Raw genomic sequence first — 19,310 nt, 5'->3', positions numbered from 1 at the left:
ACGCCGCAGGTCCGCCTTCGCGGTGCGTGTAGCCCTCCGCCCAGCGTGAATCCACCTAGAGCGAAGCCACGATCCGCTGCGCCTCGCCGGCCCGGGCGCCCCGCGGGCAGAGCCGCAGGTAGTCCTGCAGCATCTGCTTGGCGAGCGACGGGTCGTACCGGCCCGCGCGGTCGGCCCGGCTGCGGCCCAGCCAGAAGAGCGCCGGGCAGCTCTGCGGGTCGGCCTTGAGGGCGCTGGTGTAGGCCTTCTCCACCGCGTCGCGCGGATCGCCGCGCAGCTCCTCGGTCTCGCCGATCTCGATCCAGGCCGCCGCCGCGCCGCCCGCGGCCGCCTCGCTGGAGTCCTTCACCGCGCGGTCGAGCTCCTCCAGCGCCTTGGGGAAGTCCTTGCGGTCGCGCCACAGCCGGGCGAGCGCGATGCGCGCGTCCGCGTTCTTGGGCTCGAGGGTGAGCGCCCGCTCGTAGGCGGCCCGCGCCTTCTCTCCGTCGCCGGCGGCGCGCCACGCGTCGCCGAGCAGCTTGGCCAGGCGCGCCCCGCCCACGCGCGCGCTCGCCTGCTCCAGCGCCGCCGCGGCCTCGGGCGCGCCGCCTGGCTTCTGGAGCAGCGCCGCCGCGAGATCGGCGTGGAAGCCCACCCGCGTCGGCTCCAGGTCGGCCGCCTTCCGGAACGCGGCCGCCGCGCCCGCCGCGTCGCCGGCCCGGAGCTTGCGGCGCCCGACGAGGTCGTGGATCTCGCCGTCGGCGGGGTCGAGCGCGATGGCCTGCTGCTCCTCCGCGTCGCCGTCGGCGGCCTTGCCCTGCGCGTGCAGCGCCGAGCCGCGCAGCGCGTGCGCCACCGCCACCTGGCGCGGCGAGGCGTTGGGGCCCATCCCGAGCACCCGGTCGATGCGCTTCAGCGCCTCGTCGGCCTGCCCGGCCGCGAGCAGCAGCTGCGCCTTGCCGAGGAGCGAGGGGACGTGGTCGGGGACGAGGCGCGCGAGCGCCGTGTCGTAGAGCGCGCCGGCCTGGATCTCGTGCCCCGGGCCACGCCGCCGCCACTGCTCGGCGAGCAGGGCCGTCACGCGCACGTCGCCGGGCGCGTTCTGGCGCGCCCAGGTGAGGTCGTCGCGCGCGGCGTCGAGCTCGCCCGCCTGCAGCGCCAGCGCGCCCAGCACGCCGTGGAGGAGCGCGCTCCCGCCCTCGGGGCCGGCCATCACCCGGCGCAGCTGCTCGAGCGCCCCGCGGACGTCGCCGCCGTAGGCGCGGAGGTAGGCCTCGGCGGCGTAGGCGTGCGAGTGCGGCTGCCCGAGCCGGCCCACCGCGTCGAGGTGCTTGCGCGCCTCCTCCCGCAGGCTCTCGCTCTCGCCGTGCTCACCCCAGCGCAGGGCGTCGACGTAGGCGAGGTAGGCGTGGCCGCCGAGCGCGTCGGGATCGCGCTCCAGGATGCGCTCGCAGAGCCGGGCCGCCTCGCGATACGAGGCGTACCCGTCCTTCTCGATGAGCTCGCGCGACTGCCGGAGCAGCCGGTCGATCTCGACGGCGCGGGCGCGCCGCACCGACGAGAGGCCGAACCAGACGCCGAGGACGAGGAGCAGCGCCACCCCCAGCCCGACGGTGGCGAGCAGCGGCGCGCGCGAGCGGGGGCGCGCGGCGCGCACCTCGCCGTGGCTCTCCAGGACCCAGTCCTGCGTCGCGTAGCGCGCCGCCAGCTCGTCGGCGTAGGCGGCGCTGCGGGCGGCCTCCGCGGGCGCGTGGCCCTCGGCGGGCCGGGCGGCGGGAGCCGGGGCCGCGTTCCCCTGGCCGGCGGCCCCCTGCGTCGCGTCCCCCTGTCCCCGCGGAGCCGCCGGCCTCCCGGTCCCTTCGGCCCGCGGAGCCGAGGGCCTCCCGTCGCCTTCGGCCCGCGCGCCGGGGAGAGGGCCGGGGAGCGGGGCGCCCGCCCCGCGCGAGACCGGCTGCAGGACCGGCGGCGGCGTCGCCACCGAGGCCGCCCTGGGGGCGGCGGGCGGCGTCGCCGGCGCGCTGAAGTCGAGCCCCCACTGCTGCATCGCCTCGAGCGTGGCGGGGTCGGCCGGCGCCGTCTCCCACGCCTTGCGCAGCGCCGCGGTGCCGCGCTCCTTCTCGCCCAGCTTGAGGTGGAGCAGGCCCGCGGTCCGGTTCGCCTCCGCGTCGCCCGGGCGGACGGCCAGCGCGCCCTCCAGCTCCTCCAGCGCCTTGCGGTCCTTCCCCTGGGCGGCGTAGATGCGCGCGAGCAGCAGGCGCGGCGCGAGGTCGCTCGGGTGCGCCTTCACGCCCTTCTTGCAGACGACCATCGCCTCCATGAACCGCCCCATGGCGAGGTACGCCTCGGTGAGGGGCCGGTAGGCCTCCGACGACGGGTCGGCGGCGAACGCGTGCTCGAAGCCGGCGAGCTCCGCCGGCGTGGGTGGCTTCATGGGGCCTTTCATGGAGAGGGTCCGCATAGCAGGCCGCCGGGGGAGCGTCAAACGCGTTCCCCCTGTGTTTCCAGGTGGTAGAGCGGATCCAGCCCCTGCCGGCCGGAGAGGCGATACCGCCTGGCGGCCCGCCGGCAGCGCGGCCGACCTTCCACCTTGACACCACTTCCCCTGAACCGTTATCTAGGCACCCCCTCGCAGCGAGGGGTGTCGTCCTCGGGGCTGTAGCTCAGCTGGGAGAGCGCTAGAATCGCACTCTAGAGGTCGTCGGTTCGATCCCGATCAGCTCCACCATCTAACAAAACCGCTGCAAGAGAGGCGATTCCGAGAGCACCCGGGGTCGCCTTTCTGCTTGTCCTGCCTCCCCGAAACGCGGGCGCACAGCGAGGGAGCGGCTACTGCCCAGCTCCGCCGCTTCGAGGCAGACCCGGGCGGCCATTCCCCCGGCGGCGCGCCCAGGAGCGCGCCCATCTACCTCAGCGGTGCCGCGAGGGGCGTGCCAACCGTGAGCCACCCTGCCCGGGGGAGCCACTTTCCTTTAGGTGATACTCACCGATGGTGCACCGGCCGGCGCCGAAACCTACCGGCCGCGCGGCTCCACTTGTAGTCACGGCCATCATGGGGACGCAGTCTCCATGCGTCGACGCCACGACGTGAACATCACAATGACTACCATCGCGACCGCGATCAGCAGCGACGATGAGATGCGGCTGAAGGCCAGCCCGCCATCCCGGTGCGGCTTCGTCAGCGTGTCGCCGAGTGTGGCGCCCAGTGGCCGCGTCAGGACGTAGGCCGCCCAGAAGAGCACCGTGCCGGGCGCCCTGGTGAAGTAGTGCGCGGCAGCAACCGCCGCGAGCAAGCCGGCGAATACGAGAGCCCCTCTCTCGAAGCCGAGCCCTGTCGTCGTCGCGACGAAGTCACCGAGCGCCGTCCCGAGCGTGTTCGAGACCAGGATCGTCACCCAGTAGAAGATCTCGTCCTTGCGTCTGGCGACGTGGTCGACCGCGATGGCGCCGGTCGCGAAGTGCCAGATGGTGAGCACCGCCACGACGCCGGCCAGGAGCATCATGGACGATTTCACGTACCCAAGCCCGAGCGTCCGGTCGAAGTAGTCGGATGTCGTGGTTCCGACGGTCGTGGTCGCGACGACGACAGCCCAGTAGAAGACGGGATGGTATCGGCGCGATCCCACCTGCGCACTGACCGTGACCACGAAGAAGCCGAGGAAGATGGCGGTGCTGACCGCGTAACCGAGCTTCAGCGTCATCGAGAGCGCATCACCGCCCGTCTCGCCGACCGTGGTGGCGAGGATCTTCGCGATCCAGAAACCGAGCGTGACCCGCGGCACCTTGCTGATGGCGCCGCGGTCGTCGTGAGCAGCACCGGTGTGTTCCACGCTTCAGCCCTCGGGACGCAGTGAAGCCCGCGACCCTGTCACGATCTCGGCATACCGCCGCCGAGGACGGGCAAGGGGCTGACCGGGCGGCAGGTCGTCCGAGCGTATCCCTTCGCCGGATGCCTCCATGGAAGGTATGGACGGCCCGCCAAGGTGCCACGGCGCGCACGACGGAGTCCTCGTCGGCGTCGTCGAGGGTCTACATTATCGAGGCGTGTCGAGTGCGCTCCTCCTCGCGGTCGTCACTCTAGCCGCCGTTCCCCGGCCGCTGTCTGTCCTGGAGCAGGTGGCGGAGGCGATTGACGACGCGGCAGTCGCCCAGGACTGGGCCAGGGTTGTGGCTTTGGAGGAGCGGGGCGGGCAGGCCCTCGGAGCGAAGGCGCTGGTCACGACGTCACACGCGCACGCCGCGGCGACGAACGCGCTCGCAGAGGCGAAGGCGGCGACCGAACGACGGGATGCGCTCGCCACACGACGCGCGGCCAACCGCCTCGCAGCCGCCGTCGTCGAGTTCTACGACCCACTTCACCCTACGGTCCCGACGAGCGTCATGCGGCTTGACGTGCTGTTGCGCCAGCTGGACCTCGCCTCGGAGGCGGGCGAGGCGAACGGGGCGCGGGCTGCGTTGAAGGCGACCACAAGCATCTGGAAGACCCTGCGCGCCAACGCTCCTGTCCACGGGAAGACCGCGGCAGCCACCTTCGAGCACGACCTAGGCGCGGTACGGCGGGCACTCGACGCCGGCGACTTGCAGGCGACCGCGCAAGCCGCCGTGATGGCTCTTGAGGGCGTCGACGGGCTTGAGAAGCTGTTCGGGGCTGGCACCGCGCGATGAACGGGTTTCGGAGCCCGCGCCAATGAGCGACGGCTCACCCGGGGGCCCGGGTCCTCGGTGATCTCGGCGGAAGGGGGACCTTCGGGCAGTCGGTGGCGACACGGACGTGGCCGGCGACGCTGGCCGCCATCGCAGGCGTCGCGCGCAACCGTCCGCATTACCAGCACCGCTCGCCGCCCGAAGCGGCCGCCCTACGAGGCGGCGGCGCGCGATAGTCCGCGAGCTGCTTCCGGATCGCTGCGATCTGCTCCTCCAGATGGTCCTCGCGGTCCATGCGCTCCATGCAGCCGAGCAAGAGGCGCGTTAGCGACGCGAGCAAGGTCACCTTGCGCTCCGCGCTATGTCGGACTTGTCGACCTGGCCGTAGAGGCCCGCCTTCTCGTGGCTCGCAGAAGAGGAGCGCAGGGTGCTCGTGGAGCGCACCAAGGCGGGCCTGGAGCGCGCGCGGCGGCAGGGGAAGAGGACCGGCAGGCCGCCCGCCTCACCCGTCATGCTGCATGCTGCCCGTGACCTCGTAGCGGCAGGCGTGTCGGTCGCGGCGGCAGCCCGCAGCGCCTCAGCGAAGCGCGCCGCGAGGCGGTTCTGCCGGGCGGAGAGGACGCGACTCGGGTGGACCTGCCAGCGGCGGGGAGCCGGCCTGGGACGTGCCGGGAAGACCGCCCTTCTCGTTTCATCATCCCCCGACAGCGCTCTCCGTGAACGACGCCAGCGCGCGTCGAACCGGCCGCTCGCCGGGCTGTCCGTTCCGCATGCGCGGCGACGTACCGCACCCGCTAGAACCGCACGCCCGACCCGCACCGAAGGTGCACCATCGGCCGCAGGAGGCGACCATGGCTCGGGGACCCGGTGTCGCGTGCTTGTCTGCCACGGCGTTTGCGCTGTTGGCGTGCGGAGGTGGAGGCGGAGGAGGTGGTGGGGGCAGCGATGGAGGCGGCGGAACACCGGTCGCCCTCGCCGTCCAGAAGACCGGGGCGGGGACGGGCACCGTCAGCGGGAGCGGCATCCTCTGCGGATCGACGTGCAGCGCATCCGTCGATCAGGGCGCGAGCGTGACGCTGACTGCCACGCCCGACGGCGGCTCCGCCTTCGCCGGCTGGAGCGGGTGTGACTCCACGATCGGAGCGACGTGCACGTGCACGATGACCGCCGGCAGGACCGTCACGGCGTCCTTCGTCCTGAGCGGCCCCACCACGCACACCCTGACCGTCCAGAAGACCGGGTCGGGGACGGGCACCGTCAGCGGCAGCGGGATCAGCTGCGGAGCCACGTGCAGCGTGTCCGCGGCCGACGGCACGGTGGTGACGTTGACGGCGGCGCCCGACCCGAACGCCACGTTCGCGGGCTGGAGCGGCTGCGACTCCACCTCCGGGACGGCGTGCACGTGCACGGTCTCGGCCGACAGGGCGGTGACGGCTTCGTTCGCGGCGCTGACGCCCAACCAGCACGCTCTCACGCTCGAGAAGCATGGCTCGGGGACGGGCACCGTCAGCGGCGGTGGGATCAGCTGCGGAGCCACGTGCAGCGTGTCCGTCGCCGATGGGACGGCGGTGACGCTCACGGCGACCCCGGACGCCGGGTCCACCTTCGCCGGCTGGAGCGGGTGCGACTCCACGAGCGGCGCGACGTGCACGTGCACGATGACCGCCGGCAGGACCGTCACCGCGTCGTTCACCGCCTGTGGCGTGGCGAGCGTCCGGGTGCAGGACGCGGTCGCCGCGATCGGCGGCACCGCGGCGCTCACGGCCGCGGTCTCGCCGGCCGGCTCGTGCGCTCCCTCGCTGGAGGCCGACTGGACGACGGACGGCTGCCCCGGCGCGTCGGTGTCGCCGGCGCGCGGCGCCAGCACCGTCTTCCACGCGCCGGCGAGCGCGGGGAACTGCCGCGTCGTCGCGAAGAGCGTCGCCGACCCGGGCAAGTTCGACTTCGCGTACGTGATCGTGAGCGCATCGCCGCGGGAGCCGCTGAGCATCTACGTCGGACCTCAGCCCTACGGGATGCTCGTGTGGACGGGTCTGGCCGGCGGCTATCGCCTGAGCGTCGCGAGCACCGGCGCGGGGACGCTCACGACGGTGTCGCTCTCCTATATGACGGTGGGGTCCGAGTACGTCGGCGCGAACCCGCGCGGCGACATGGCGTGGGACCCCGTCATCCACGGCATCTGGATCTCGCTGACCGGCGAGGACAAGGTCGTGAAGAACCATGAGAAGTACGACGCAGGAGCGCAGCCGCACGGCGTCCTCTGGACGGTGTCCGGGCTCTGGGTCGCGGACTACGGTTCGGACAAGGTCACGAAGCTGGACCGGATCTCCGGCGCCGTGCTCGCGACGTACGACATCGGGCAGTGGGGCCACGCCCCGACGGGCATCGCCTACGACGGCAGCACCTACTGGGTCGCGACGACCACGGGCGTCCTGCACCTCCGGGGCGACGGCCAGCTCATCCCGCCCGTGATCCCGGCCGCCGACGCCTACGGGATCACGTACGACGGGACCTACGTCTGGTTCTCGAACCACGCGAGCAACACGGTCGTCCGGGTGACGCCGGGCAGCGGCTCGACCGCCACCTTCAAGGTCGGGAATTCACCGCTCGGCATCTCGCCGGGCGGCGGCGGCACCGTCTGGGTGGCGAACACCGGAGACGACACGGTCTGCGAGCTGCGCGCGACGGACGGGGCGATTCTCGCCACGCTCAAGACCGGCCCCATGCCGTACGGCGTGGTCTTCTTCGACGGGTCACTGTGGGTGACCGACTACGGGGCGGACGACGTCCGCCGGCTGTTCTGACGGCTGGCGGCGGTCCACCCGTCGATGGGAGGCCCGGCTGAAGCGCCGGGCCTCCTCTTCAGCCGCGGGCCGCGTCCAGCGCCGCCTCGATCGCCGGCAGCTCGCGGTCGGCGTCGTTCGGCCAGTGGGGCGCGAAGCGCACGAGCCCGTCCGGCGTCGCGACCGCCACCCCGGCGCGCAGGAGCGCCTCCCGGAGCTGGCGCGGCGAGTGGCCGGGCGGCGGCGCCGCGGAGAGGAACGGCCCGCGCCGCGCGGGATCGCGCGGCCTCCGGCTCGCGAAGCCGCGCGCCGCGAGGAGCGGCTCGAGCCGGTCGAGGTAGCGGTTCACGTGCGCGTGGATGGCGGCCGGGCCGAGCTCGAGGATGAGGCCGAGCGACGCGTCGAGCGCGGCCTGCGACAGCGCGCTCGCCGAGCCGGCCTCGAACAGGCTCGCCTCCCGCCGGATGGGCCGGTCGTACCGGAGCTGTCCCGGCTCGACCAGGAACGAGAACGCCTCCTCGTGCGAGAGCCAGCCGGCCAGCGCCGGCCGGAGCGCGGCCAGCCGCTCCGGGCGCACGTAGAGGAAGCCCGCGCCCTCGGCGCCCATGAGCCACTTGTGCGCGCCGCAGGCGAGGTAGTCGACGCCGAGCGCGGGCAGGTCGAGCGGCACCGCGCCGAGCGCCTGGATCGCGTCGACGAAGAGCTCGGCGCCGTGGCGCGCGCACAGCGCCCCGAGCTCCCGGAGCGGCATGGCGCGCCCGCTCGAGAACTGCACCGCGCTCACCGCGGCGAGGCGGGCGCCGCGGCGCAGCTCCGCCTCGAAGGCGGCCAGGCCCTCCCCGTCGCCGGCCTCGAAGCGCGCCAGCGGCACGAAGCGCACCTCGAGCCCGAACAGCGCCGCCGCCCGCTGCCACGGGGTGACGTTGGCGGGGAACTCCCCCTCGAACAGCACCAGCCGGTCGCCGCGCCGCCACGGGAACGAGAGCGCCACGGCCTGGATCCCGTGGGTGGCGCCGGAGGTGAGCGCCAGGTCCTCGGGCCGCGCGCCGGTGACCCGCGCCAGCCGCTGCCGGAGCCGCGCCCGCATCGCCAGCATGCCCGTCACCGCCTCGCCGCCCCGGCCCGCGTAGGCCTGGAGCTGCTCGGCCACCGCCCGCTGCACCGGCCGCGACGGCGGGGAGATGCCGGCGTGGTTCAGGTAGGCCGGGAGGGTCAGGTCGGGGAAGAGCGCGCGGTCCCCGAGCCGCGGCGCGGGCGCGGCGTCGCTCATGGCGTCATCCTACGCGAGCCGCGCCGCGGCGCCGATCCCGTTGACAGCGCGCGGCGTCGCGCGACATGAAGAGCCCCCTTTGTCCGGTACCGGCCCAGAGCTCACGCCCGAGGAGCGGCTCCTCGTCCGCGAGGAGGAGGACCTGCTCGCGCGCGTGCTGGCCGCGCTCGCCGCGCGCCGGCCCGCGCCCCGGCGCGAGGACCCCGACCTCCTGGGCCGGCTCTCCGAGCTGCGCGAGCAGGCGGTCGAGTCCACCGCCAAGGACCTCCCCACCGTCTTCCAGGAGATGGGGCTCGTCCGCGCCATGATCGAGCGGCCCCGGCTGGACCCGCTCCCCGATCCGGCCGCGCCCTACTTCGCGCACCTGCGGGTGCGCGAAGGCGAGGAGGTGCGGGACTACTGCCTCGGGCGCGCCACCTTCGTCGAGCTCTCCCAGGGCGTCCGGGTGGTGGACTGGCGCTTCGCGCCGGTGGCGCGGATCTTCTACGCCTACCGCGAGGGCGACACGTTCGAGGAGCGCTTCCCCGGGCGCCTGGCGGAGGGCGTGGTCGAGGCGCGCCGGGTGGTGGTGGTGCAGGGCGGGCGGCTCCGCCAGGTCTCCACCGGCGCGGTCACCCTCGCGCTCGGCGCCCAGGGCCGGTGGAGCTCGTCGCGGGGCGATCGCGCCGCGGCGCTGGGCGGCGGCGCCGGCACCGCCGCGCGGCCGGGCGCGCTCGGCGTGGGCGAGGGGGCGCGCGGACGCGCCGCGCCGCCGGAGGTGACGGCGCTCCTCGACCGCGAGCAGTTCGAGGCGCTGTCGATCGAGGCGGAGGAGCCGCTGCTCGTCACCGGCAGCGCCGGCAGCGGCAAGACCACGGTGGCGCTGCACCGGCTGGCCCGCATCGCCTTCGACGATCCGCGGCGCTACCCGCTGTCGAAGCTCCTGGTGGTGGTGCCGGAGCTGGGGCTGTCGCGGCTCGCGGCGCGCCTGCTCGAGCCGCTCGGCCTCGCCAAGGTGGCGGTGCGCACGCTCGAGGGCTGGTCGCGGGGCGCCTTCCAGAGCGCGTTCGGCGTCCCCCCGCCGCGCCTCACCGAGGAGACCCCGCCGCTCGTCTCGCGCCTCAAGCGCCACCCGGCGCTGTACGCGGCGCTGCGCCGCCGCCCGCGGGTGGCGGGCCGCCGCGCGCCGGAGGCCTGGGCGAAGCTGCGCGACGAGCTGGCCGAGCTGCTGACCGATCGCGGCTTCCTGGGCGCCGTGGTGGACGCGGCCGGCGGCGACCTGCCCACCACCGCCATCGAGGAGACGGTCCGCCACACCCGCCTGCAGCTCGCCTCGCCGCTGGCGCTCGCGCTGCGCGGGATCGACGCCGATCGCACCACCGCGCTCGACGGCGAGTCGGTGGACGCGCGCACCCCCGACGCGCTGGCCGGCACGCTCGACCCCGAGGACCTGCCGGTGCTGCTCTTCCTGCGCGCCTGGCGCTCCGGCGGCGCGGGCCGCGCGCTCGCCCACCTCGTGGTGGACGAGGCGGAGGACGTCTCGCTCTTCGAGCTGTTCGTGCTGGGGCGGCAGCTCGGCGAGGCGCGGAGCCTCACGGTGGCCGGCGACGAGGGGCAGCAGACCGCCGCCGGCTTCGGCGGCTGGACGGCCATGCTGGCCGCGCTCGGCGCCGAGCGGGCCGCCACCTGCCGGCTCGCCACCACCTACCGGTGCCCGGCCCCGGTGGCCGCCTTCGCGCGCGAGGTGCTCGGGCCGCTCGCCCCGGCGGAGGCGCTCCAGGCCGGCCGGCCCGGGGTGCCGGTGGGGCGGTTCGACTTCCCCTCCGAGGCGCACGCCCACCTCTTCCTGGCCGGCGCGGTGCGGGACCTCGTCGAGCGCGAGCCCGCCGCCTCGGTGGCGGTGGTCGCGCGCGGGCCGGAGGTGGCGCGCAGCCTGTACCGGCTGCTGGAGGACCTGCCGGAGGCGCGGCTCGTCCTCGACGGCGAGTTCTCCTTCCGGCCCGGGGTGGACCTGACCGACGTGGAGAGCGTGAAGGGGCTCGAGTTCGACTACGTCATCGTGCCCGACGCCTCGGCCGCGACCTACCCCGCCACCGACGAGGCGCGCCGGCGGCTGCACGTGGCGGTCACGCGCGCCTCCCACCAGCTCTGGGTGGCCGCGGTCGGCACCCCCTCCCCCCTCCTGGCCAGCCTCCCCCCGGTCAGCGGCCGCTGACCGCAGGGCGGGAACGGAGCGTCCGGCCACTTCCGGGCTATGCTCCCGGCGTGGCGGTCCGCACCATCGTGGTGGGCGACGTGCACGGCTGCCGCGAGGAGCTGGACGAGCTCCTGCGGCTGGTCGAGCTCCGGCCCGGGTTCGACCGGCTGGTCTTCGTCGGGGACCTCATCGACCGCGGCCCCGACCCGGTGGGCGTGGTGCGGCGCGCGCGGGAGCTCCGGGCCCGCTCGGTGCTCGGCAACCACGAGGAGAAGCACCTGCGCTGGCTGCGGGCCGGAGGGCCGCACGCGGCGCTGCGCGGGCGGCAGGCCCCGCGCCTCTCGCCCGCCGATCTCGCCTGGCTCACCGCGCTCCCGCCCTGGCTGCGCCTCGACGGGGGCTGGGCGGTGGTGCACGGCGGGTTCGCGCCGGCCCGGTCCCTCACCGAGCAGCGCAAGGACGAGGTGGTCCGGCTCCGGCTGGTGGACGCGCGCGGCGAGATGCAGGTGGCGGTGCACGGCCGGGCGCCGGAGGGCTCGGCGCCCTGGGCCACCCGCTGGCGCGGCCCGGAGAGCGTCGTCTACGGTCACCAGGTGCACGACCTCGACACGCCGCGCGTGGACGAGCCGCAGCCGGGCGTGCGGTGCGTCGGCCTCGACACCGGCTGCTGCTACGGCGGCCGCCTCAGCGCGCTGCTCTTGCCCGCGGAGGAGATCGTGAGCGTGGCGGCGCGGCAGCCGTACGCGCACCGGAGCCGCTAGCGCTCCGCGATCGCCTCCGCCAGCGCCAGGCGCCGGCGGGCGGCGGCGACGTGGAGCGCCTCCACCACCCGGCCGTCCAGGACCGCGACGCCGGCGCCGCGCGCCTCCGCCTCGGCGTGGGCGGCGACCACCCGGCGCGCCTCCTCCAGCTCGGCCGGGTCCGGCGCGAAGAGCCGGTTCGCCGCCTCGAGCTGGCGCGGGTGGACGAGCGTCTTGCCGTCGAAGCCGAGCTCGCGGCCCTGGCGGCAGGCCGCCTCGAAGCGCGCGTCGCCGGAGAGGTCGAGGTCGACGCCGTCGAGCGCGCAGAGCCCCTCGGCCCGCGCGGCGAGGAGCAGCCAGTGCAGGCTGGGCAGCACCTCCGCGCGGCCGGCGGTCGGGCGCGCGCCCAGGTCCTTGGTCAGGTCGGAGGTCCCGGCCACCAGGCAGGCGACGCGGGGCGAGGCGGCCGCGATGGCGGGCGCGCCGAGCACGCCGCGCGGCGTCTCGATCATGCACCACAGCGCGAGGCCCTCCGGCGCGCCGGCGGCGACGAGCGCGCGCTCCGCCTCGCGGACCGCCTCCGCGCTCTCCACCTTGGGCAGGAGCACGGCCGCCGCGCCCGAGCGCGCCGCGCCGGCGAGGTCGGCGGCGGCCCACGGGGTGCCGGCGCCGTTCACGCGCAGCACGAGCTCGCGCCGGCCGTAGCCCCCCTCCGCCAGCGCCGCCAGCGCCTGGCGCCGCGCCTGCTCCTTCGCCGCCGGCGCCACCGCGTCCTCGAGGTCGAGGAGGAGCACGTCGGCGGCGAGCCCGCGCGCCTTCTCCAGCGCCCGCGCGTTCGAGGCGGGCACGTACAGGGCGCTGCGGCGGGGTCGCGCGTCTGCGCTCATCGTGGCAGGAAAGCACACCCCCGGGCGCGCCGCCACGGCGGGGTGGGTGGGACCCGCCCGGCGCGCGCCGACCCGCCTCGGGAGCGGCAGCGACCCGCCGCGCCGGGGTCAGCGCCGGCTCGAGCGCGGCGTGAATCCGCGGCGTTGCGCCGCGGCGCGCCGGGGTGGCGCCGCGGCGCCGGCGGGCCCGGACCTTGCGTTGAGCCCCGGTGCGCCCGGGCGGCGGCGACTCACGCCCCCGCCTCGCGCGCCGGAGCGCCCATGGCCCACATCCGCAGCCTCCTCCGCGCCGCGGCCTGCGCCGCGAGCCTCGCCGCCGGCGCCGCCCACGCCGACGACCTCGCCGCCGCGCCCCCCGCCCCGGCGCTCCCGGCCTTGCCCGGCCCGGCGTCCTTCGACCCGGCGGCGCCGGCGCCCACCTCGCCGGCCGCGCCCGCCGTCGCGCTCGGCCGCCGCAGGCACATCCTCGGCCTCCAGCTCGACGGCGGCGTGCCGGACGGCGCGGCCGCGACCGTGATCTACCGGCCGCTCAACTTCCTCCGCCTCGGCGGCGGGCTCCTCTACAACTCCGCCGGATACGGCGTGCGCGGCGGGGTCACCGTCGCCCCGTACTTCCCCATCGCGCCGTCGCTCACGCTGGAGGCGGGCCACTACTTCAACGCCAACGCGGCGAGCGCCGTCGCCAGGTACACTCACGTGTCGGACGCGGTGCGCCCGCTCCTGCAGGACGTCGGCTACACCTTCGCCGAGGCCTCGATCGGGCTCGAGCTCGGGCACCCGGACTGGTTCGTCTTCTTCGTCCGCGGCGGCCTCTCCCACGTCTGGACGTCGGTGAAGAACGCCAACGCGGCGGCGCAGCAGATCACCTCGGGCAGCGCGAAGGTCACCTACTTCGGCGACCCGAACGTCGAGCTCAACATCCCCGACGTGAAGGTCGGGTTCCTCTTCTTCTTCTACTAGGAGCGCCCCGTGACCCTCGCCCGCGCCTCGCTCACGCTCGCCTTCGCGCTCGCCCTCGCCGGCTGCAGCCCCCTCGTCGGCGCCACCATCGACGAGCCCCGCATCTGCCTGCTCATGCAGTCGCAGACGATCCCCGCCGCCCCGGCGCTCCCGGCCGGCGTGGTGATGCCGGATCAGCAGGTGACCTGGCAGGGGGACCTCGACCTCAACTCCGTCCTCCCCGGCCTCGACAAGCCGGGCGCCATCACCGGCGCCATCCACGTGCTCTCGCTCACCGCGACCGCCACCCCGGCCACCACCGATCTCAGCCCCATCACCTACGCCAGCGCGGCCGTCGTCGACGGCGCGGGCACGCCGACGGTCTTCATGCACTACGACCGCCCCTCGCCCGTCACGAAGCCCTACGAGATCGACCTGGCGCTCGATCAGGACCTCAACCTGCTCGACCAGCTCCAGGGCGGCGTGCTGCACTACCAGATCACGTTCAAGGGCCAGCCCCCGTCCAACGCCTGGACGGCGGACATCGAGACCTGCTTCAAGGCGCACCTCACCCTGGACGCGCTCAAGGTGATGTAGAGCCCGGCCGCGCCTCGTCCGGTGGCCGCCAGTCCTTCAGCAGCTCGCGCACCGCGCTCTTCAGGAACTTGCCGGTGGCGGTGCGCGGGATCTGCGGCACGAAGACGAAGCCGTCCGGCAGCCAGAAGCGCGCGAAGCGTGGCTCGAGGTAGGCGCGCAGCTCCTCCGGGCCGGCGTGCGCGCCCTCCCGCAGCGCCACCGCCGCCACCGGCCGCTCCCCCCAGCGCGGGTGCGGCACCGCCACCACCGCCGCCTCGCGCACGGCGGGGTGGCCCATGAGCGCGTTCTCGAGGTCCACCGAGCTGATCCACTCACCGCCCGACTTGATGAGATCCTTCGAGCGGTCGGTGATCCGGACGTAGCCCTCCGGGTCGATGGTGACGATGTCGCCGGTGCGGAACCAGCCGTCCATGGTGAACTTGTCCGCCTCGAGCGGGTTCTCGAAGTAGCTCTTCGCGATCCAGGGGCCGCGCACGTGCAGCTCGCCCATGGTGCGCCCGTCCCACGGCGCCGGGCCGTCCTCGCCCATGGCGCGCACCTCGACCAGCGGGAGCGGCAGGCCCTGCGTGGCGCGGAGGCGCCGCTGCTCGGCCGCGGGCAGGCGCGCCAGCGTGGGCTTGAGCCGGCAGACGGTGCCGATGGGCGTCATCTCGGTCATGCCCCAGGCGTGCACGACCTCGATGCCGTGCCGCTCGCGGTAGGCGTCGATCATGGCCGGCGGCGCCGCCGCCCCGCCGACGAGCAGGCCGCGCAGGGCGGAGAGGTCGCGCGACTTCGGGGCCCGGTCGAGCTCGTCCAGCACCGCCAGCCACACCGTCGGCACGCCGGCGGCGAGCGTCACGCGCTCCTCCGCCATGAGGTGGAGCAGGTTCCTCGCGTCGAGGTGCGGGCCGGGGAAGACCAGCTTCGCGCCGACGAGCGCCGCGGTGAAGGGCGTGCCCCAGGCGTTGACGTGGAACATCGGCACCACCGGCAGGAGCACGTCGCTCATCCCGATGCCGATCACGTCCGGGAGCGCCGAGGCGAGCGAGTGGAGCACGAGCGCGCGGTGCGAGTAGAGCACGCCCTTGGGCCGCCCGGTCGTGCCCGACGAGTAGCAGAGGCCGGCCGCCTGGTGCTCCTCGATCCGCGGGTACTCGAAGGTGGTGAGCTCGTCGGCGATGAGCTGCTCGTAGTCGAGCATGCCCTCCGGCGGCGGCTGCCCGTGCCCGAAGACCACCACGTGCCGGGGCCGGATCTCCGCGCGGAAGCGCTCCAGCACCGGCAGGAGCACGTCGTCGACGAGCAGCACCTGGTCCTGGGCGTGGTTCACGATGTAGGCGAGGTCGGACGGGTGCAGCCGGGGGTTCACGGTGTGCAGCACGCCGCCCATGGCCGGCACCGCGAAGTAGGCCTCGAGGTGGCGGGCGTGGTTCCAGGCGAGCGTGGCCACCCGGTCGCCCGGCTTCACCCCCAGGCGCTGCAGCGCGTTGGCGAGCTTGTGGATGCGGCGGTACAGGTCCGCCCAGGTGGTGCGCGCCAGGCTCTCGTCCGGGAGGCGCGACACGACCTCCTGGTCGCGGTGGAGCTGGCCGGCCCGCTCCAGCACGTGGATGAGGGTGAGCGGGAAGTCCATCATGAGGCCGTCCATGGGGCACCTCGGGGGCGGGGAGCGATCTCCCTAGCACGCCCGGCGGGCGGCCGCGCCCCGCGCCGCCCCTCGACCCCTCCGGGGCACGAGGCCCCAGCGCTCGCGGGCCGGGCGTGCCATGATCGGCGCATGTCGCTCATCGTGGTCGACGTCGAGGCGGACGGGCCGGTCCCGCCGCTCTACTCGATGGTGTCGTTCGGGGCGGTGGTGGTGGAGCCGTCGCTCGAGCTCGCGTTCAAGGGCGAGGTGCGGCCCATCTCCGACCGGTTCCTGCCCGAGGCGCTCGCGATCTCGGGGGTGAGCCGGGAGGCGCACCTGCGCTTCGAGGAGCCGGGGCCGGTGATGGAGCGCTTCGCCGCCTGGATCGCGGAGGTCTCGAAGGGCCGGCCGGTCTTCTGCTCCGACAACCTCGCCTTCGACTGGCAGTTCATCAACTACTACTTCCACGCCTACCTCGGGAAGAACCCGTTCGGCTGGAGCGGCCGGCGCATCGGCGACCTCTACTGCGGGATGGTGAAGGACGGCTACGCGACCTGGAAGCACCTGCGCCGCACGCCACACGACCACGATCCGGTGAACGACGCCCGCGCCAACGCCGGGGTGATGCTGCAGCTCATCGAGCTGGGCCTGAAGCTGCCGGCGAGGTGAGGGCGGCGAGCACCGCCTCGCGCGACGGCGCCCGCAGCGGGACCTCCCGCGGGTCCACCCGCGCCGCGCGGTCGCCGCACACCGGGCAGGCGGGGTCGCGCGACGGCGTGAGCCACACCGCCTGGTAGGCGCCCTGCCCCGGCACCTCGCCGAAGAGCTCCGGGTAGAACCAGTAGCGCGGCACGGTGGAGAGGGTGAGGTACGAGGCGCCGGCGGCGACGGGCTCCTCCGCGAACCCCGCCAGCGCGGCCGGCCCGCCCGGCGGCAGCAGCAGCGAGAGCGCCAGCTTCACGCCCGCGCTCGCCACGTGCTGGATGTCGGCCGCCAGCGCCACCTCGCCCTGCAGCCGCCCGGTCCCGTAGTCGACCGGCCGCGCGACCGCGCCGGCCGCGCGCTCCGCCTGGTGGCGGGTGCGCGTCGCGCACAGGTAACAGGCAGTCCGCTCGGGCACCGTCACGATCACCTCGCCGCCGCGCGCCCCCGCGTAGAGGCCCACGAAGAGCGCGGGCCGCCCCCGCGCGTAGGCGAAGCGGTCGAGCGCGCGCTGCGCGGCCGGGTCGTCGGTCGCGGCCAGCACCACGTCCGCCCCGCCCACGAGCGCGTCGAGCTCCAGGGGCGAGAGATCCTCCACCGCGGTCGCGCGTGCCTCGCACCGGAGCGCGGGCGCGACCCGGAGCAGCCGCCGCGCCAGCGCCTCGACCTTGGGCGCGCCGACGTCGGCCGCCTCGTAGCACGTCCGCGACAGGTTCTCCGGCTCGACCGCCTCCGGGTCCACCAGCGCCACCGCCCCCACCCCCGCCCGCACGAGCTGCTCGGCGAGGTACGAGCCCACCGAGCCCAGGCCCGCGACGAGCGCGCACCGCCCGCGCAGCTCCGCCGAGACGAGCCCCTCGCCCCGGGCCAGGAGCCGCGCCGCCAGCGCGGCGCCGCGGGCGTCCGGATCGCCCGCCTGGTACCGGGGCGTGAACCCGGCCCGGCGCGCGCGCTCCTCGTCTCCGGTGAGGGCGGGGCCGCCGGCCGGCCCGAAGCCGCGCCGGTACGGGCCGGGCGGCGCGAGGTGCTCCCGCAGCGCCGCGGGTAGCCGTTCGCCGTCCGGCAGCGCCAGCGGCCAGCGGAGGTCGAGCTGCTCGGTCGGGCCCCCCTCGCAGGTGGCGAGCAGGACCGGCGGGAGGTGCGGGTACTGCTCGGACGCGACCAGCACGAGCTCCAGGCCGGGCAGCGCCAGCCGGCCGGCCGGCGCCGGCCCGGCGCCGAGGTCCGTCACGAACACCTCCGGCGCCTCGCCGCCCAGCTCGCCCTGGAGGCGCTCCAGATCGCGCAGGAGCGGGAGGGCCCGCGCCGCCACCGGCGCCACGCGGGCGGGGCCCTCGGCGCGCCACCCCGCGTAGAAGCCGAGCTTGGACGCGCCGAGCGGCAGCTCGTGCCGCGCGCCCGCGGACGGCGCGCCCTCGCTCACGATGGGCGCGAGGTAGCTCGCGAGGTGCCCGTTGGCGCGGAGTCCGGCCGCCAGCTCCAGCGCGTCCTGCGCGGACGGCGCGTCGAGGCCGGGCGGGTGCGAGTGGACGAGCCCCTTCAGCTCGAGCCCCTCGGCGCGCTCGACCTCCCGGACGCGCGCCGCCAGCGCGCGCGACGGGGCCCAGCTCCGCGGGGAGGAGGCGGCGTCGGGGTCGGCGAGGTAGCAGGTGACGAGCGGCCGGCCGGGCGGACCGAGCAGCGCGCCCCCGCGCTCGGGCGGCCGCGCGGCGAGGTCGCGCTCCAGGGCGCGCAGCACCCAGTCGCCGATCGCGAAGGCGGCGCCGCTCACGGCGCCGCGAAGACGCCCTGGTGCACCTCGGACAGCTGGCGCGCGCCGTCCGCGTCCACGTCGTCGCCGACGAGCACGCGGCCGCTCGGGTCGACGAAGACCTGGCGGCGCCGCTCCCGCGGCCGCGCGTCGCCGCCGCGGCGGTTGTCGAGCACCACCGCCCGGAGCCGTTCGAGATCGAGCTGGGCCATCGGGCACTGCCTCCTAGAAGGGGAACGCCCCCTCGCGCTGGTAGACGCTGTAGCCGTTGGCCCAGACGACGCTCCGCGCGTAGGCCGACTCCAGCGTCGGCGCGCCGCCGCTCTGCTCCGCGCCGAGGCAGATGCGGCCGCCGGGGAAGAGGTGGCAGGCGTGCGGCCGCTCGACGTCGAGGGCGGGCTGGAGCACCTTCACCTGGTAGGCGCTGCCGTCTGGTAGGCGCTGCCGTCGAACCACAGGAAGAGGGTGAACAGGTCGCCGAGCCGCGAGCGGACCGGGTACACCCACCCGCGCACGCCGTCGGCCTTCACCGAGCGGGTGGCGGCGGGGAGCTGCGCGTCGACGATCGCCTGGTCGCGGAGCGCGCGGGTGAAGCCGGTCTCGACGAGCTCGACTCCCATGGGAAATGGATGCGGCGCTGGAGCCCGCCGGCGCAGTGCCCCGTCAGGGGTGGCTTGCGGAGGCGCTCGCCCGCCGCCGTGTTAGAAGGGCGGCATGATCGAGCGCATCGGCATCTCGCTGGAGCAGGAGCTGCTCGCGCGGTTCGACGAGGTCATCGCGGAGAAGGGGTACGAGAATCGCTCCGAGGCGATCCGCGACCTCATCCGCGACGCGCTCGTGCAGCGCGAGTGGTCGCGCTCGAGCGGCGAGGACGAGAAGGTCGCGGTGGTGACGCTCGTCTACGACCACGACGCCTCGAGCCTGGCGCAGAAGCTCGCGCACATCCAGCACGAGAACCACCGGGCGGTGGTCTCAGCGCTCCACGTCCACATGGACGAGCACAACTGCCTCGAGGTGCTCGTGCTGCGCGGCGGCGCGGGCGAGGTCCTGCGCATGGGCGAAGGGCTCGTCGCGACCAAGGGCGTGAAGTACGGGAAGCTCGTGCCGGCGACGACCGGCCACGACCTCCGCTAGCTCGCCGACCGGCGCGCGGGCATCCGGTCGCCCCCTTTCAGGGCAGCTCGATCGCACGCGATTTCGCCACCCGTGCGGGAGAGCGGTCGCCAGCTTGCGTCAC

Annotated in this window: 17 protein-coding genes and 1 tRNA gene; 9 read left to right on the top strand and 9 right to left on the bottom strand. The window is 75.2% G+C overall.

All coding sequences use genetic code 11. From position 1 onward, the window contains the following. Positions 1 to 55 precede the first annotated feature (55 nt). Complete coding sequence (locus HWY08_RS04055; RefSeq protein ID WP_235969446.1) at positions 56 to 2,410, bottom strand: tetratricopeptide repeat protein; 2,355 nt, start codon at positions 2,408 to 2,410, stop codon at positions 56 to 58. A 218-nt stretch (positions 2,411 to 2,628) separates the two neighbouring features. On the opposite strand from HWY08_RS04055, the gene HWY08_RS04050 reads away from it, so the two are divergent. Further along, positions 2,629 to 2,704: transfer RNA gene (locus HWY08_RS04050), tRNA-Ala, on the top strand. A gap of 322 nt (positions 2,705 to 3,026) precedes the next feature. Here HWY08_RS04050 and HWY08_RS04045 read toward each other — a convergent pair. Continuing rightward, the gene (locus HWY08_RS04045) at positions 3,027 to 3,806 is read right to left on the bottom strand and encodes a COG4705 family protein (protein WP_176063201.1); all 780 of its coding nucleotides are present in this window, start codon (positions 3,804 to 3,806) and stop codon (positions 3,027 to 3,029) included. Positions 3,807 to 3,933: 127 nt separating this feature from the next. Here HWY08_RS04045 and HWY08_RS04040 point away from each other — a divergent pair, with 127 nt between their 5' ends. Beyond that, positions 3,934 to 4,641, top strand: coding sequence for a hypothetical protein (locus tag HWY08_RS04040; RefSeq protein ID WP_176063198.1), 708 nt, complete (start codon positions 3,934 to 3,936; stop codon positions 4,639 to 4,641). Positions 4,642 to 5,390: 749 nt separating this feature from the next. Then, positions 5,391 to 7,424 (top strand): InlB B-repeat-containing protein, encoded by a 2,034-nt coding sequence (locus tag HWY08_RS04030; RefSeq protein ID WP_371869297.1) that lies wholly within the window; start codon positions 5,391 to 5,393, stop codon positions 7,422 to 7,424. Positions 7,425 to 7,482: 58 nt separating this feature from the next. Here HWY08_RS04030 and HWY08_RS04025 read toward each other — a convergent pair whose 3' ends face one another. Beyond that, positions 7,483 to 8,673 carry an aminotransferase class V-fold PLP-dependent enzyme gene (locus HWY08_RS04025; RefSeq protein WP_176063192.1) on the bottom strand — a complete coding sequence of 397 codons (1,191 nt, stop codon included), beginning with the start codon at positions 8,671 to 8,673 and terminating at the stop codon, positions 7,483 to 7,485. A gap of 79 nt (positions 8,674 to 8,752) precedes the next feature. Between HWY08_RS04025 and HWY08_RS04020 the strand changes: the two genes are divergently transcribed. Both HWY08_RS04020 and HWY08_RS04015 read left to right on the top strand, forming a co-directional pair. Further along, positions 8,753 to 10,867 (top strand): ATP-binding domain-containing protein, encoded by a 2,115-nt coding sequence (locus HWY08_RS04020; RefSeq protein WP_235969444.1) that lies wholly within the window; start codon positions 8,753 to 8,755, stop codon positions 10,865 to 10,867. Between the two features lie 50 nt (positions 10,868 to 10,917). Further along, positions 10,918 to 11,610 carry a metallophosphoesterase gene (locus tag HWY08_RS04015; RefSeq protein ID WP_176063188.1) on the top strand — a complete coding sequence of 231 codons (693 nt, stop codon included), beginning with the start codon at positions 10,918 to 10,920 and terminating at the stop codon, positions 11,608 to 11,610. Here HWY08_RS04015 and HWY08_RS04010 read toward each other — a convergent pair. Continuing rightward, positions 11,607 to 12,476 (bottom strand): HpcH/HpaI aldolase/citrate lyase family protein, encoded by an 870-nt coding sequence (locus HWY08_RS04010; RefSeq protein WP_176063186.1) that lies wholly within the window; start codon positions 12,474 to 12,476, stop codon positions 11,607 to 11,609. The two genes, HWY08_RS04015 and HWY08_RS04010, sit on opposite strands and share 4 nt — an antisense overlap. Positions 12,477 to 12,737: 261 nt before the next feature. Between HWY08_RS04010 and HWY08_RS04005 the strand changes: the two genes are divergently transcribed. Both HWY08_RS04005 and HWY08_RS04000 read left to right on the top strand, forming a co-directional pair. Further along, positions 12,738 to 13,436, top strand: a complete 699-nt coding sequence (locus HWY08_RS04005; RefSeq protein ID WP_176063184.1) for a hypothetical protein — start codon at positions 12,738 to 12,740, stop codon at positions 13,434 to 13,436. Positions 13,437 to 13,445: 9 nt separating this feature from the next. After that, positions 13,446 to 14,012, top strand: a complete 567-nt coding sequence (locus HWY08_RS04000; RefSeq protein WP_176063182.1) for a hypothetical protein — start codon at positions 13,446 to 13,448, stop codon at positions 14,010 to 14,012. Here the strand turns inward: HWY08_RS04000 and HWY08_RS03995 are convergent. Further along, on the bottom strand, positions 13,999 to 15,642 hold the full coding sequence (locus tag HWY08_RS03995) for a long-chain fatty acid--CoA ligase (RefSeq protein ID WP_176063180.1): 1,644 nt from the start codon (positions 15,640 to 15,642) through the stop codon (positions 13,999 to 14,001). The two genes, HWY08_RS04000 and HWY08_RS03995, sit on opposite strands and share 14 nt — an antisense overlap. Positions 15,643 to 15,771: 129 nt before the next feature. Here HWY08_RS03995 and HWY08_RS03990 point away from each other — a divergent pair, with 129 nt between their 5' ends. After that, positions 15,772 to 16,290 carry a 3'-5' exonuclease family protein gene (locus tag HWY08_RS03990; protein WP_176063178.1) on the top strand — a complete coding sequence of 173 codons (519 nt, stop codon included), beginning with the start codon at positions 15,772 to 15,774 and terminating at the stop codon, positions 16,288 to 16,290. Here HWY08_RS03990 and HWY08_RS03985 read toward each other — a convergent pair. The 4 genes from HWY08_RS03985 to HWY08_RS21750 are packed head-to-tail and all read right to left on the bottom strand — an operon-like array spanning position 16,256 to position 18,693. Next, a complete protein-coding gene (locus HWY08_RS03985; RefSeq protein WP_176063176.1) occupies positions 16,256 to 18,094 on the bottom strand; it encodes a ThiF family adenylyltransferase in 1,839 nt (612 codons plus the stop codon). The two genes, HWY08_RS03990 and HWY08_RS03985, sit on opposite strands and share 35 nt — an antisense overlap. Beyond that, positions 18,091 to 18,285 (bottom strand): hypothetical protein, encoded by a 195-nt coding sequence (locus HWY08_RS03980; RefSeq protein WP_176063174.1) that lies wholly within the window; start codon positions 18,283 to 18,285, stop codon positions 18,091 to 18,093. The genes HWY08_RS03985 and HWY08_RS03980 overlap by 4 nt, the downstream gene beginning before the upstream one ends. 13 nt (positions 18,286 to 18,298) lie before the next feature. Beyond that, a complete protein-coding gene (locus HWY08_RS21755) occupies positions 18,299 to 18,481 on the bottom strand; it encodes a hypothetical protein (RefSeq protein WP_235969443.1) in 183 nt (60 codons plus the stop codon). 2 nt (positions 18,482 to 18,483) lie between these two features. Beyond that, positions 18,484 to 18,693, bottom strand: a complete 210-nt coding sequence (locus HWY08_RS21750; protein ID WP_235969442.1) for a hypothetical protein — start codon at positions 18,691 to 18,693, stop codon at positions 18,484 to 18,486. A 94-nt stretch (positions 18,694 to 18,787) separates the two neighbouring features. Here HWY08_RS21750 and nikR point away from each other — a divergent pair, with 94 nt between their 5' ends. Next, positions 18,788 to 19,207, top strand: a complete 420-nt coding sequence (gene nikR / locus HWY08_RS03970; protein ID WP_176063172.1) for a nickel-responsive transcriptional regulator NikR — start codon at positions 18,788 to 18,790, stop codon at positions 19,205 to 19,207. The last annotated feature ends 103 nt before the right edge of the window (positions 19,208 to 19,310 follow it).

Origin of the sequence: Anaeromyxobacter diazotrophicus (assembly GCF_013340205.1) — a bacterium.
GTDB lineage: Bacteria > Myxococcota > Myxococcia > Myxococcales > Anaeromyxobacteraceae > Anaeromyxobacter_A > Anaeromyxobacter_A diazotrophicus.
Note: the sequence above shows the minus strand (reverse complement) of the source record. Positions and strands in the feature narration are given on the sequence as shown.

Coding starts and splice junctions, on each gene's coding strand:
- HWY08_RS04055 (WP_235969446.1), bottom strand. CDS start 2,410: ATGAAGCCACCCACGCCGGCGGAGCTCGCCGGCTTCGAGCACGCGTTC.
- HWY08_RS04040 (WP_176063198.1), top strand. CDS start 3,934: ATGGAAGGTATGGACGGCCCGCCAAGGTGCCACGGCGCGCACGACGGA.
- HWY08_RS04030 (WP_371869297.1), top strand. CDS start 5,391: ATGCGCGGCGACGTACCGCACCCGCTAGAACCGCACGCCCGACCCGCA.
- HWY08_RS04025 (WP_176063192.1), bottom strand. CDS start 8,673: ATGAGCGACGCCGCGCCCGCGCCGCGGCTCGGGGACCGCGCGCTCTTC.
- HWY08_RS04010 (WP_176063186.1), bottom strand. CDS start 12,476: ATGAGCGCAGACGCGCGACCCCGCCGCAGCGCCCTGTACGTGCCCGCC.
- HWY08_RS04005 (WP_176063184.1), top strand. CDS start 12,738: ATGGCCCACATCCGCAGCCTCCTCCGCGCCGCGGCCTGCGCCGCGAGC.
- HWY08_RS03995 (WP_176063180.1), bottom strand. CDS start 15,642: ATGGACGGCCTCATGATGGACTTCCCGCTCACCCTCATCCACGTGCTG.
- HWY08_RS03990 (WP_176063178.1), top strand. CDS start 15,772: ATGTCGCTCATCGTGGTCGACGTCGAGGCGGACGGGCCGGTCCCGCCG.
- HWY08_RS03980 (WP_176063174.1), bottom strand. CDS start 18,285: ATGGCCCAGCTCGATCTCGAACGGCTCCGGGCGGTGGTGCTCGACAAC.
- HWY08_RS21750 (WP_235969442.1), bottom strand. CDS start 18,693: ATGGGAGTCGAGCTCGTCGAGACCGGCTTCACCCGCGCGCTCCGCGAC.
- nikR (WP_176063172.1), top strand. CDS start 18,788: ATGATCGAGCGCATCGGCATCTCGCTGGAGCAGGAGCTGCTCGCGCGG.